Here is a 13,172-nt window from a genome sequence, read left to right as displayed (position 1 = left end):
TCCCGCACGGCGGTCCGGACCGCGATCGGTCAGTTGCCCTGGGCGGTCCCGCCGTCGGCGATCTCACCGGCGGCGCAGTTGTACGGGGACTCGCCCTCGGCCGCGTGCTCGCCCGGGGAGAGCACCGGCACGCCGATGCCGTTGGCGACGTCGTGCAGCGGCACCTGCACGCCGAGCACGTTGATGTCGTTGTCGCAGACCCCGCCGACGAGGTTCAGGTTGTGCACCGCGTCGAGGTTCTGCACGTTGCCGATCAGGCCGAACTGGTCGGTGGAGTCGACCGGGTGGCCCGCGACGCTGACGGTGGTCGCGGACGCGGATCCGCCGAGCACCGCCATCCCGGCGGCGAGGGCGGTGGCGACGAAGCCGAACTGCTTGATCACGGGAGAGAACTCCTTATGGAAACCCGCCGGACCGTCCGGCAGGGGATCGGGGGAAGGGAACCGGGCCCGGCTTCGGTTCGCCGGGCCCGGTGAAGTCGGTTAGGGTGCGGGCACGCCGGGTGGGACCGGCACACTTCTCCAGCGTCGCGGCCGGTCCCACCCGGGCCGGCGTCGTCCGGCGTCGCGGCGTGCCCGGGACGCGGAACCGGAGTGTGCAGCTCGCTCCGAGTTCCGGGCACGCGGCGCGGCGGCGGCGCAACCCGCCGGCTCCGTGCCGGAGCCGGCATCCGCACACACAGCGGGCGGCTCCGGCACGGAGATTTTTCAGTGACCCTGGTCGGTGCCGCCGTCGGCGAGGCCGCCCGAAGCGCAGTTGTACGGGGACTCGCCCTCGGCCGCGTGCGCGCCCGGCGACAGGATCGGCACGCCGATGCCGTTGGCGACGTCGTGCAGCGGCACCTGGACGCCGAGCACGTTGATGTCGTTGCCGCACACGCCGAGCGTGCCGTTGACGTTGTGGAGCACGTCGGTGTTGTTCAGGTTGACCAGGCCGACCTGACCGATCTGGTCGTAGTCGCCGTAGTGGTGACCGTGGTGGTGGTGCTCGTGCCCCTCCGGGGTGCCGGCCGCGGCGACCCCGCCGGCCAGGAACGCGCCGGCCGCCGCGGTGACCGCGACGAAGCCCATCTTCTTCAGCATGGATTGCTCCTCGGTGAACGATTTCGGAGAATCAGGACGGCGGTAAAAGTGTGTTGTCCGTCCTGCGTGGTGGAAACGTACTGAGGCCCGCGCGCCGTTTCCACTCCGTGCCACCATCGTGTGGGTACCGCGAGCCTCTGACCGCGCAAAGGGTGGTCCGATCGGGTTAACCGGGTTTTCCGGCCGGCCAACGCCTTCCCACCATCGTCCGCCGGAATCGCTTGCGGGGCAAGGGAGAACGCGGGCACGCGAAAGAGCCCTGCGTCACCACGGTGGTGGCGGCGCAGAGCTCCTCGGGAGGGCGTGCTATTCGGGCCAGGCCTCGGCTTCGGCGGTGAGCGCGGTGGTCACGTCGATCTCGCCCGACCGCACCCGCCACGCGAGCGAGTCCGGCCGCGGCTGCAGCAGGTGCCAGCCGACGACGGCTTCGTCGCCGTAGCAGGGGTTTTCCTCGTCACCGATACCCAGCGCGGCGAAGTACTGGCGCGCGGGCCAGGTTTCGGGGACCCAGGCACGGGCCCAGCGCACGACGATCCTGGCGAGGTCGTTGCGGCCGTCCGCCGGGTGGATCAGGCGGTCGCCGGTGGTGCAGATGAGGCGTGGTGTGAAGGTCGCGCCGAGCGGCGCGACGACGAGATCAGTGTTCATTACTCCCCCGGTCCACGGCAGTGGACGGAATGGCCCGGCTCGGATGCACTGCTGCGCTTGAGAAGGGGAAGGACGGCCGGTGGCGGACGTACACGCACAACGCGTCCCTGCCCGGCTCGGTCTTGAACCGGGAACCATCTTACAAACGCGGGGAAAGCGGCCGGAACCGGGTCCCGGCGGCTTCGCTCGTTCCCGTGACAGCGGGAATGAACGGAGGCGGCGGGGGTACGCCGCCGGGGAAGGAACCTCGGCACGGAAGGAAGAACCGAGATGACGCACACGGCACGGAAACTGCTCTGCGGAGCCGTCACGGCCGCGGCCATCGCCCTGACCGGCGCGTTGCCGGCATCGGCGGCCCCGGAGTTCGCGGCCCCGGCATGGCACGCGCAGACCGACGACGGCAACGCGCACGACACGGCAAAGGACGACAACGACGACAACGGGTTGTGGGGTTTGCTGGGCTTGGTCGGCCTGCTGGGCCTGGCGGGCCTGGTCAGGCGAGGCCCCAAACCGGGAGCGATGGCGGGATACCCGGCGGCAGCAGCGGAGCCGCCGGCCAACACGTACCCGCCCGCCGGCCCGCGACGGAACCCGCCGGGCGCCTGAGGGATACCCCGCGGCCGGCAGGTGCCCGGCTCGCGGCGGGGGTCGCCGGGCGCCCGGGCGTCAGTGGCGCTTCGCGCCCGGCAGCCACCGGCTTGGCGGAACCCGCTGGGTGGCTGGGTTACGGGGGTAGAGCGGGGCCGCCACCCATACGGCCCAGTGCGGAACCCGCCACACACCCGGCATCCACCCGGCTCGCAACAGAACCCGCCAAGCGCCCGAGCACCAGCAGCCACCCACGGCGGCCCGCCATACGGCCCAATGCAGAACCCGCCACGCACCCGAGCACCAGCAGCAACCGACGGCCAGCGGAAGCCCGCTCCGCGGCGGAAGCCACCAGGCATCTGAGCACCGCCAGCAACCCACGGCCGCCACCCACTCGGCCCATTGCGCAACCCACCAAGCACCCGAGCGCCACCAGCACTCCGCACCCGGCATCCACTCGCCCCGTGGCGGAGCCCGCCGATCGGCTGGGCGTCACCGGTACCCCGCGCCCGGTCTCCGCCGGGTGGCCGAGTACCCCTGGTGCCCCGCACCGCGGATCCCCCTTCTCTCTTCTCTTCGCGCAGAACGTCCCGGCGCCGACGGCGTCGGGACGTTCTGCGTTTCCTGCTTCTCCGATTGGCGCCCAGTTGTCAGGTCTCGGCACCGAGGCGGCCGCGTGGACGACCGGAAAACCGGCCCGCGACCGCCACCCAGATTAGCGAGTGACTCGGCGTGCCAGAAGTGTTTTTTCGTCGTACCCTTCTTAAGGGTGTCTTTTCGTGCGCACGGCAAACGCGCCTGATTACCCATTCTTTCTTTCCCTAAACCTCACGAACGGGTGAAACCGCGTTGTCACCCGGATCCGGCGCCAGTCGCACCCGAGGTGAAGAAAATCGGGCCGATTCAGCCGAATATCGTAACCTGCCGACACGCACGAGTGATGGTATTACAGACCGTAGTTAAAGCGCAAAACGGCTTCCGACGTGCTTCACGCGAACTTGATGTTTGTTCCGGTGCCGTCGCGGGGCCGTACACCGTGCGAAATCGGTCGTTGCCGCCGGCCCCCGGACATCCGCTCGCGCTATCGCGGATCGGCGCTCACGATGATCGCAGTCGGCAACGCACAATCCGGAGGAGTACGACATGAAAAGTGCACTGACCCGAGCGCTCACGGTGTTCGTCACCGCCGCCGCGGTGACGCTGGCGGGGGTGGGTGTGGCGACCGCGGGCGGGCCCGGCGGAACCGGATCGTCGAGCACCACCAGCGCAGCGGCCGAGGTCCAGGGCCTGCGCGACCAGCTGGCGGCGCGGGCGGACCGCGGGGACGTGCCCGGCACGCAGGCCACCCTCTCCCGGCTGGACCCGCTGCTCTCCGATCTGGCTCAGGGCAACCGGTACACCATCCAGGCCGCGGCCAAGGACAGCGCCGCCACCGCGCAGCAGGAAACCGCGAAGGCGCGCAAGGGCGTCGACGACCTCGCCGCCCAGCTGCACTCCCGGCAGTCGCTGCCGCCGGTGTCGGCCCTGCTCAACGCGCTGCTGCAGCGCGTGCTGATCAGCCTTTCCGCGCTGGTGAACGACCTTCTCGGCGGGCTGCCCGTCCCGGTCGGCTGAGCCGGCCGGACCCCCGGACGGACAAGCCGGCGACGGCCCGGCGCGGTTCCCCTCCCGCGCCGGGCTTTCGTCGCCCGTGGCCGACGAAACCCTGCGGAACAAGAAGAAGCCCGGTGCGGCGGACCGCACCGGGCTTTGGTCTGCCGGGGATCATTCGTAGACGACGTAGGCGGGGGCCGGGTTCAGCGCCATGACGTCCGCCGGGCTCATCAGGGCCGCGCCGCGGCGGGTGTCCTCCTCGAAGAACAGCTTGAACCCCGGCCGGACGTGGCCGGGCATCGTCGTCATCAGCGTCTTCCACGTCGCCTTCTTGGCGGTGGCCGACCCGATGCCGTCGACGACCTTGACCACTGACACCCCGTGGTGGGCGTGCAGCAGCTGCTCGTCGCGCACCACGGACGCCGCGACCTGGTGGTAGACCATCACCTTGGCGGGCAGGCGGTGCGCGTCCGCCAGGGCCCCGAGGTAGCGGGCGACGTCGTCGAGTTCGGCGCCGGTCGTGCGGCCGAACTTCTTCCCCGGTACCACGCCCGGCTCCACGGCCCACTCGGGATCGAGCGCGACCCCGACGTCGGGCTCGGTCAGCCAGCGCTCGTAGGCCTTGACCTCGGGCAGGAAGTCGGCGCGGCCGGGCTGGATGTTCAGCAGCAGCAGGCCTTTCAGCGCCCGCGCGGCGTCGAGGTAGTCGCGCACCGTCCCTTCGTCGCAGCGGCTGCGGTACATGCCGTCCGCGCCGGGCGAGCGGTGCACGGTGGTCGCGATCAGCTCGACGACCGGGGTGATCGGGCGGCCCGCCGGGAACGCCTCGATCTGCCGGCGCAGGCCGCGGCTCGCCTCCGCGAGGTCGCCGGTCATGCGGCCGAGGGCTTTGGCGCCCGGCGCTCCGCAGTAGCCGACGAGCAGGCTCGTTTCGAGCGGGTTCGGGGGCGGTGGCGGCGGTGGAGCCGCGGCGGCCGCGGCCGCGGGTGCCGGCACCGCGAGCGGCTGCCCCCGCTGCAGCGCGCCGCACGCGCTCGTGGCCAAGCCCGCGAGTGCGGCGGTGAGGACCAGACGTCGATCGAAGGTTCGTTCGGCGGCAACCGCCTTTTTCGGGACCATCGCGGGGAAATACCCGATCGCGATCTTGACCAAACCCGTTTCGCGCCGATCACCGCATCGTGCTCGCGCCGGTTCCGCGCTCGGCGTCCCGGCCTGCGGAAACGCGGTTTTCCGGGCGGGGCACGGCAATTCCGCGCTCACCCGACCCGGTGGCCCGGCCCGCACCCGCTCCGGGCCGGCAGCACACTTCCCGCATGCGTTGCCTTTTCCGGTTCGGTACCGGGTTCACCGCGCTCCTCGCCGTGGCGGCCTGTGGCGGCCCGGCGCCGGCCCCGGCGCCCGCTCCGTCGCGGCCGGCGCCGTCCGCGGCCCCGGTCCGGGTCACGCCCGCCGTGGCCCGGCAGGTCGGCGCCGACGAGCTCGGCCGCGTGCCGGTCCTGATGTACCACCGCCTCGCCGCGCAGCCGCGTTCGGTGTACGACCGCACGCCCGCCGACTTCACCGCGGAGCTCGAGCGGCTCGCCGCCGAGAACTACGTGCCGATCACGGCCGCCGACCTGGCCGCCCGCCGGCTCGACCTGCCGGCCGGCGCGCACCCGGTGGTCCTGACCTTCGACGACGGCGACCCGAGCACGTTCAGCCTGACCCCGCAGGGCCAGCCGGCCCCGGGCACGGCGATCCGCATCCTGCTGGACGTCGCGGCGGCGCACCCGCGGTTCCGCCCGGTGGCGAGCCTGTACGTCAACGAGCACCCGTTCGCCGACCCGGGCGACGGCCGGACGCTGCGGTGGCTGGCCGAGCACGGGTTCGAGATCGGCAACCACACGCGCCGGCACACGAACCTCCACAAGGCGACGGAGAGCGAGGCGACCACGGCCATCACGGAGGGAGATGCGCTGATCCGCCAGGCGATCCCGGGCTACCAGCCGGCCACGCTGGCGTTGCCGTTCGGGATGCACCCGCGCCGCGAAGAGCTGGCGCAGCGCGGGCCCGGCTACGCGTACGCCGGGGTGCTGCTGGTGGGTGCCGGGCCGGCGCCGTCACCGTGTGCTTCGTCGTTCGACGCCGGCGCGATCCCGCGGATCCGTTCGCAGTCCGAAGGCCGCGAAGCGGAGTACGGCTCGACGCACTGGCTCGACGAGCTGGCGGCCCCGAGCGGCCACCGGTACACGTCGGACGGAGACCCGTCGACGGTGTCCTACCCCCGGTCCGAGGGCGCGCCGGCGCCGGCGTGTGCGAGCGTGGCCCTTGCCTACTGACCCGACCCCGGCGGCCCGCGTGGACTGGCTGCCCCAGCCCCGCCGCCGCAGCCAGGCCGCCCGCGCGACGGCGGCACCCCGGTCGCCGCGGATCCCGCGGATTCCGGCGCAGAAGCAGCCGACGCCCGCGGGTGATCCGGTTGCGGCGGGGTTGACTTCGGCTGCGGTGGCCGAAACGCCGGTAGCGCAGACGATTCTCGCGGCACCCGCATCCACCGCACCAGCCGATGCCGACGCTCCGGCGATTCTCGCAACCCCCGCCTCCATCACCCCCGCCGAACCGGCGCCGGAGTCAGCTACCGCGGCCGCCCCGGCTTGGCCCGGCCCGGCGGATCTGGCCGCGGCACCTCCCACTCCGGCATCCGCGCGCGCCCCGCGGATCTCCGCCGAAGTCGCCGCACCGGCACCACCATCGGCCAGCCCGGCCGCCCCGGAAGCACCGGCTCCCGCCGAACCCGAGGCACCAGAACCGGAATCCACCCACGTCCCAAGGAAGAGCCTGCTCATCGCACCCGCCATCTCCGTCGGCCCGCCCGCTCCGCGCGTCCCGCGGCCCGCCGCCCCCTCCCCCCTCGTCATCCCCGCTTCCGCTCCGCCGCCCGCGCCGGCGCCGTCCGCCTGGTGGCCGCCCGCCGTGCTCGTGTTCGCCGTTGCCCTCGCTCTCGCCCTGCTCCTCACGCCGCGGGCTGCCGAACCGCGGCGGGTCTCCGGGGTCGCCTCCGCGCAGGCCGTCACCCCGGTTCCCGCCGCGCACCCCGCTCCTCCGCCCGAACCGGCCGCCCTGCCCGACGGGGTTCCCGTCACCGAGTCCGGCGCCGGTACCTGGCACGTCATTCCCGGGCCGGGCCGCGACATCGGGACCGGGGACCGGGTCCTCACCTACACCGTCGAAGTCGAGGACGGTGTCGACGTTCCTTCCTTCGCCGACGACGTCGACGCCATCCTCGCCGATCCCCGTGGCTGGACCGGGCTCGGCGAAGTCACCTTCCGGCGGCTCGCCGATCCCGGTGCCGAGCCCGCCGTCCGGATCAGCCTCACCAGTCCCGGCACCGCCCGGCGTCCCGACCTCTGCGGCTTCACCATCCCCTTCGACTCCTCGTGCCGGCTCACCCGCGACCACCGGATCGTCCTCAACCTCGCCCGGTGGCTCCGCGGCGCCCACTCCTACGACGGCGACCTCGCCGGCTACCGCGCCTACGCCGTCAACCACGAGATGGGCCACGCCCTCGGCCTCGGCCACGTCGGCTGCCCCGCCCCCGGTGCGCCGGCGCCGGTGATGATGCAGCAGACCTTCGGGCTCTCCAACACCTACCTCGCGAACCTCAACCGCGCCGAACCCGGGGCCGCCGCGAACGTCCGGCCCGACGGTGCCGTCTGCCGGGCCAACCCCTGGGTCACCGACCCGCACTGACCCCACTGGTTTGGACCGCTCGCCGGGTGGGTAACCGCCGCCCCTCTGGGAGGGGTGCGCGATGGTGCGGAAACTTCTGGCCGGTGCGGGCGTGGTCGTGCTGCTCGCCGGGTGCGGCGGGGTCGGCAGCGGCGGTGACACCGGCGGGGCGGCCACCCTGACGACGATGGGGTTCGGGCTCGGCGACGAGATCGCCACCACCCGGGCCGACCTGGCGGGCAAAGCGATCGCGCCGGCCACGGTGAAGGTCGGCGGCGGCGCCTTCGACGCCCAGCAGTTCCTCGCCGCCGTCGCCTCGCACACCCCGCCGGACCTCGTCTACCTCGACCGGCAGCTGCTCGGCACCTACGCCGCCCGCGGCACCCTCGAACCCCTCACCGGCTGCATCGCGAACCAGCACATCGACGTCGGCCAGTACCGGCCCGCCGCCCTGCGGGAAACCACCCTCGACGGCACGGTCTACGGAATTCCGGAGTTCTACGACAACCGGGTCCTGCTGGTGAACGACGACGCCGTCGCGGCGGCCGGGCTCACACCGCAGGACCTCGCCCCCGCCGACCGGGCGAAGCTGTCCGCGGCCGCGCAGAAGCTGACCACCCGCACGAACGGCACCCTGTCGCGGATCGGCTTCGACCCGAAGATCCCGGAGTTCCTCCCGCTGTGGGCCAGGGCCAACGGTGTCCGGATGCTCAGCGACGACGGCCGCACCGCCCACCTCGACGACCCCCGGCTGGCCGACGCCCTGACGTACGCCAAGTCCCTGATCGACGCCCAGGGCGGCTGGGGTGCGGTGAAGGCGTTCCGCGACTCGTTCGACTTCTTCGGTGAGAAGAACCCGTTCCGGCAGGGACAGCTCGCGGCCACCCTGATGGACGACTGGTACCTCAACGTCCTCGCCGACTACTCGCCCGACGTGCGGGTGTCCGCGGCGCCGTTCACCGACGGCGCCGGCGCCCCGATCGACTGGGTCACCGGCAGCGCGTGGGTGATCCCCGCCGGCAGCACCCACAAGGACCAGGCCTGCGCCTGGATCAAGACGATGACCGACGCACCGACGTGGGTCGCCGCCGCGAAGGCCCGCGCCGGGAAACGCCAGGCCACCGGCAAGGCGTTCACCGGCGTCTACACCGGAAACCGCGTCGCGGACCAGGAAATCTTCGGCAGTCTCGGGCAGCTGCGGGACCGGCCGGCGTTCGACGCCGCCGTCCGGACGGTCCTCAAGGCCCAGGACAGCGCCTTCACCATGCCCGCGTCCCCGGCCGGATCGGAGTTCAAGACGGCGTGGCAGAACGCCGTCAACCGGGTCCTGTCCGGCGAACAGCAGCCCGCCGAGGCGCTGCGGCAGGCCCAGCAGGAGGCCCAGCGGGCGCTCGACGCCGCGGTGGCCCGCCGGTGAGGCGGCGCACGCGGGAAACCTGGGCCGCGTATGCGTTCCTGTCGCCGTGGATGATCGGGTTCGTGATCTTCATGGCGGTCCCGATGGTCGCCAGCCTGGTGCTCTCCTTCACCGACTACGACGCGCTGCGCCCGCCCGGCGCCGTCGGCTGGGCCAACTACCGGCACCTCGTCGAAGACCCGGCCGTGCGCACGAGCCTGGTCAACACGCTCGTCTACACCGTCCTGTCGGTGCCCGCCACGATGGCCGTCTCGCTGGCGCTGGCGGCGCTGCTCACGCGCGCGGGCCGCCGGTCGGCCGGGTTCTTCCGCACGGTGTTCTACCTGCCCGAGATCACCCCGAAGGTCGCCGTCGGCGTGCTGTTCCTGATCCTGTTCAACGGCCAGGCCGGGCTGGTCAACGCCGCGCTGGGGCTGGTCGGGATCGACGGGCCGCAGTGGAGCACCGACGGGCCGTGGGTGAAGCCGGGGCTGGTGCTCATGCACCTGTGGTCGGTGGGCAGCACGGTGGTGATCTACCTGGCCGCGCTGCGCGGCGTGCCGCGGGAGCTGTACGAGGCCGCCGAGCTCGACGGCGCGTCGGCGTGGCAGCGGTTCCGGCGGATCACCGTGCCGATGATCAGCGGGGCCCTGTTCTTCACCCTGATCGTCCAGACGATCGCGGCGCTGCAGTCGTTCGACGAGGCCTACACCGCGTTCTACGGCTCCGCGGCGGCGGCGACCTACAGCAACGACGCCGCCCTGTTCTACCTGATCTACCTCTTCCAGCAGGCGTTCGAGTTCCTGCACCTCGGCTACGCCTCGGCGATGGCGTGGCTGCTGTTCGTCGTGATACTGGCGATCACGCTGGTGCAGGTGCGGCTGAGCCGCCGGTTCATCCACTACGAAGGCGGTGACCGGTGACCGCCCGCCGCGTCTTGCGGTGGGGCGCGGTCGCCGCGGCGACCGTGCTGTTCCTGTACCCGTTCGTCTGGCTGCTGAGCGCGTCGGTGAAGCCGCGCGCGCAGGTCTTCGACAACCTGCTGATCCCCCGCACCTGGGCGTGGGACAACTACGCCGAGATCTGGCGGGCGGCGCCGGTCGCGGCCTGGCTGGTCAACAGCGTGGTGGTGTCGCTCGCGGCGGCGGTCGCCGTGACGCTGACCAGTTCGCTGGTGGCGTTCGGCTTCGCGTACTTCCGCTTCCCCGGCCGCAACGCGCTCTTCGGCCTGGTGCTGGCCACGATGATGCTGCCGGCCGCGGTGACGATGATCCCGGTGTACCTGATCTGGAACAGCGTCGGCCTGGCGCACACCCAGGTCCCGCTGTGGGCCGGGAACCTGTTCGGCAGCGCGTTCTACATCTTCCTGCTGCGCCAGTTCTTCCTCGGCCTGCCGCGCGAGGTGTTCGAAGCCGCGCGCGTCGACGGCGCGGGCCACTGGACGCTGTTCTGGCGCATCGCGGTGCCGCTGTGCCGCCCGGCGCTGATCGTCAGTTTCGTGTTCGAGCTCAAGGCCAGCTGGTCGGACCTGCTCAAGCCGCTGATCTACCTGCGCGACCCGGCGCTCTACACGCTGCCCCGCGGGCTCAAGGCGCTGTCGGACCAGTTCGGCCAGGCCGGCGAGCAGCGGTGGGAGATCGTGCTGGCCGGGAGCGTCCTCACGACCGTGCCGCTGCTCATCGTGTTCTTCGTGGCGCAACGGCACTTCCTCGCCGGGATCACGACGGAGGGGGCCAGGCCCGGCCGGTGAGCGTGGCACGCGGCGAGACGCTCTTCGGCGTCAGCTCGCGGGCAGCTCAGAGCGGGTTGACACGGACGGTGGCGAACCGTCAGCCGGTCGAGGTGTCCCCGGTCCCGAACGGGGCCTTGAACCCACCCCGCTGCACACCCCGGCGCGGGCCCCGCTGGGCCGGACGGGCCACACTCGGGCAGCGGGAGTGAAGCTTCTTGTCCACCCGAAACTCCCGGCACTAGCGTTTCCCATGAGGGATCGGATCCCTTTCCTGTCAAGGAAACGACCGAGGAGTTCAATCGATGACCGCTCTCGAGAAGCCCGTGACCCGCACCGCGTACCAGCAGTCGGTCGCCGACTACTGGAACGCGGAGAAGGATCCGGTGAACCTCCGGCTGGGCGACGTCGACGGCCTCTACCACCACCACTACGGCCTCGGCGACTACGACCCGGCCGTGCTCGAGGCCCCGGTCGCGACGCGCGACGAGGCGATCATCGCCGAGATGCACCGGCTCGAGACCGCGCAGGCGGACGTCCTCCTCGACCACCTGGGCCCGATCACGCCGGAGGACCGGCTGCTCGACGCCGGCTGCGGCCGCGGCGGCACGAGCGTCATGGCGCACCTGCGGTTCGGCTGCCAGGTCGACGGCATCTCCATCTCGGAGCAGCAGGTCGGGTTCGCCAACGAGCACGTGCGGCAGCGCGGGATCGACGGCTCGGTCCGCTACCACCTGAAGAACATGCTCGGCACCGGGTTCGAATCCGGCGTGTTCCAGGGCATCTGGAACAACGAGAGCACGATGTACGTGGACCTGAACGAACTGTTCGCCGAGCACGCGAGGCAGCTCAAACCGGGCGGCCGGTACGTGACGATCACCGGGTGCTACAACGACGTCACGGGCGGCCGGTCGCGCGCGGTGAGCCAGATCGACCAGCACTACATCTGCAACATCCACGCCCGCGGCGACTACTTCAAGGCACTGGCCGCCAACGGGTTCGTGCCGATCAACGTCGTCGACCTGACCGCGGCGACGATCCCCTACTGGGAGCTGCGCGAGCAGTCGTCGGTCGCCACCGGCGTCGAGAAGCCGTTCCTGACCGCCTACCGCGAGGGCAGTTTCCACTACCTGCTGATCGCCGCCGATCGCGTCTGAGGCGAGCGGGGTGACCGGGGAGCGCAGCACCTGTCCACAGTGGACTTCCGGCGGGGCGGCGGCGGTGCCGTTCGGCCTCGGGACGTCGGCGGCGCGGATCGCGACGCAGTTCGCGCCCGCGTCCGGGCCGGACCCGGCGTACGCCTACCTGCCGTGGGGTGACGGCAGCGCGCCGCCGTTGTACTGCCCGGTCGTGGGCCGGGTCGACGACGGCCTGGCCGCGGAGGTGGACCGGCGGCTGGTCGCGTGGGCGGCCGGCTGCGGGTTCACCGGCAAGGGCCTGGAGCAGATCGCCGGCGGCGGGTTCGGCCGGCTGGTGATGCTCGCCCACGCCGACTGCGACGACCCGGACCGGCTGCTCGTCGCGGCGCAGCTCAACGCGGTCTGGTGGGCGGCCGACGACTACTACGCCGACGACAGCACGCTGGGCGCGGCGCCGACCGAACTGCCGCCGCGCCTGGCGCTCGTCATGGCGGCCATGGACCCGGTCGCGCCGGCCGGGGAGTTCTCGGCGCCCCTCGAAGAGGCCCTGCGGTCGGACCCGATCCTCGTCGGGCTGCACTCGGCGATCGACCACCTCGGCCGGCACGGCTCGCCGGTGCTCGTGCAGCGGGTCTGCTACGCGACCTTCTCGATGTTCGTCAGCTGGGACGCCTACGCGGCTTGGCGCCACACCGGCCGCTACCCACCGGCGTGGGAGTACCTGGCGGCGCGCCAGCACGACAGCTTCTACACGTCGATGACCCTGGTCGACGCCGTCGGCGGCTACGAACTGGCCGCGCCGTTCTACTACGACCCCCGCGTGCGCGAGGCGATGATGCGGGCCGGGACCGCGTCGGTGCTGGTCAACGACCTCCATTCGGTGGCCAAGGACGCGGCCGACGAAAAACCGGTCTGCAACATGGTCCTGCAGATCGCCGCCGACCGCGGCTGCCCGGTCGAAGAGGCGGTCGAGGCGACCGTCGAGCTGCACAACCGGATCGTCCACGAGTTCGAGGACGGACACCGGGACCTGATGGCGGTGCCGTCACCGGAGCTGCAGCGGTTCCTGGTGGGCGTCCGGTCCTGGATGGGCGGCGGGTTCACCTGGCACGCCACCAATCCGCGCTACCAATGAGTGAGGTTTCGCTGTGACTGTCACCGATCCGGTGGATGCCCTGAACACCGACGAACAGGCGCCCTCGAGCCTGAGCCGGGCCGCGGCCCGCACCCTGGCCACCACCACCAAATCCGTCCCCCAGATGCAGGGCATCTCCAGCCGCTGGCTGCTC

Annotated in this window: 13 protein-coding genes and 1 pseudogene; 10 read left to right on the top strand and 4 right to left on the bottom strand. The window is 72.0% G+C overall.

The genetic code is table 11. The features are described 5' to 3' along the window. Positions 1-29: 29 nt before the first annotated feature. From OO60_RS35065 to OO60_RS35055, 3 genes are all read right to left on the bottom strand, one after another. On the bottom strand, positions 30-383 hold the full coding sequence (locus OO60_RS35065; RefSeq protein ID WP_003073231.1) for a hypothetical protein: 354 nt from the start codon (positions 381-383) through the stop codon (positions 30-32). A gap of 324 nt (positions 384-707) precedes the next feature. Beyond that, positions 708-1,082, bottom strand: a complete 375-nt coding sequence (locus OO60_RS35060; RefSeq protein WP_003073234.1) for a hypothetical protein — start codon at positions 1,080-1,082, stop codon at positions 708-710. 306 nt (positions 1,083-1,388) lie between these two features. Then, positions 1,389-1,730, bottom strand: a complete 342-nt coding sequence (locus OO60_RS35055) for a hypothetical protein (protein ID WP_033262974.1) — start codon at positions 1,728-1,730, stop codon at positions 1,389-1,391. Positions 1,731-2,000: 270 nt separating this feature from the next. Between OO60_RS35055 and OO60_RS35050 the strand changes: the two genes are divergently transcribed. After that, positions 2,001-2,336: a WGxxGxxG family protein gene (locus OO60_RS35050; protein WP_003073239.1), complete on the top strand. Its 336-nt coding sequence runs from the start codon at positions 2,001-2,003 to the stop codon at positions 2,334-2,336. Between the two features lie 1,125 nt (positions 2,337-3,461). Further along, positions 3,462-3,932: a hypothetical protein gene (locus OO60_RS35045; RefSeq protein WP_003073242.1), complete on the top strand. Its 471-nt coding sequence runs from the start codon at positions 3,462-3,464 to the stop codon at positions 3,930-3,932. Positions 3,933-4,082: 150 nt separating this feature from the next. On the opposite strand, the gene OO60_RS35040 is transcribed toward OO60_RS35045, so the two are convergent. Beyond that, positions 4,083-4,955, bottom strand: a complete 873-nt coding sequence (locus tag OO60_RS35040) for a hypothetical protein (RefSeq protein ID WP_244885626.1) — start codon at positions 4,953-4,955, stop codon at positions 4,083-4,085. 269 nt (positions 4,956-5,224) lie between these two features. Here OO60_RS35040 and OO60_RS35035 point away from each other — a divergent pair, with 269 nt between their 5' ends. The 8 genes and pseudogenes from OO60_RS35035 to OO60_RS47975 form a co-directional block, all read left to right on the top strand. Beyond that, entirely contained in the window at positions 5,225-6,229 is a 1,005-nt protein-coding gene (locus OO60_RS35035; RefSeq protein WP_033262972.1) for a polysaccharide deacetylase family protein, read from the top strand. Positions 6,230-6,863: 634 nt separating this feature from the next. Further along, positions 6,864-7,640 carry a DUF3152 domain-containing protein gene (locus tag OO60_RS35030; protein WP_033262971.1) on the top strand — a complete coding sequence of 259 codons (777 nt, stop codon included), beginning with the start codon at positions 6,864-6,866 and terminating at the stop codon, positions 7,638-7,640. A gap of 61 nt (positions 7,641-7,701) precedes the next feature. Then, entirely contained in the window at positions 7,702-9,036 is a 1,335-nt protein-coding gene (locus tag OO60_RS35025; RefSeq protein ID WP_004560974.1) for an extracellular solute-binding protein, read from the top strand. Beyond that, a complete protein-coding gene (locus tag OO60_RS35020) occupies positions 9,033-9,938 on the top strand; it encodes a carbohydrate ABC transporter permease (protein ID WP_004560973.1) in 906 nt (301 codons plus the stop codon). The genes OO60_RS35025 and OO60_RS35020 overlap by 4 nt, the downstream gene beginning before the upstream one ends. Further along, a complete protein-coding gene (locus tag OO60_RS35015; protein WP_004560972.1) occupies positions 9,935-10,765 on the top strand; it encodes a carbohydrate ABC transporter permease in 831 nt (276 codons plus the stop codon). Before OO60_RS35020 ends, OO60_RS35015 begins: the two co-directional genes overlap by 4 nt. A gap of 284 nt (positions 10,766-11,049) precedes the next feature. Then, positions 11,050-11,901 (top strand): geranyl diphosphate 2-C-methyltransferase, encoded by an 852-nt coding sequence (locus tag OO60_RS35010; protein WP_004560971.1) that lies wholly within the window; start codon positions 11,050-11,052, stop codon positions 11,899-11,901. Positions 11,902-11,911: 10 nt separating this feature from the next. Next, positions 11,912-13,018, top strand: a complete 1,107-nt coding sequence (locus OO60_RS35005; protein WP_033262970.1) for a family 2 encapsulin nanocompartment cargo protein terpene cyclase — start codon at positions 11,912-11,914, stop codon at positions 13,016-13,018. 13 nt (positions 13,019-13,031) lie between these two features. Then, positions 13,032-13,172, top strand: a pseudogene (locus OO60_RS47975) (Crp/Fnr family transcriptional regulator); the annotation flags it as partial.

It is taken from the genome of Amycolatopsis vancoresmycina (assembly GCF_000716785.1).
Taxonomy (GTDB): domain Bacteria; phylum Actinomycetota; class Actinomycetes; order Mycobacteriales; family Pseudonocardiaceae; genus Amycolatopsis; species Amycolatopsis vancoresmycina.
The sequence above is the reverse complement of the archived record's forward strand: the minus strand, read 5'-3'. Positions and strand labels throughout refer to the sequence as shown.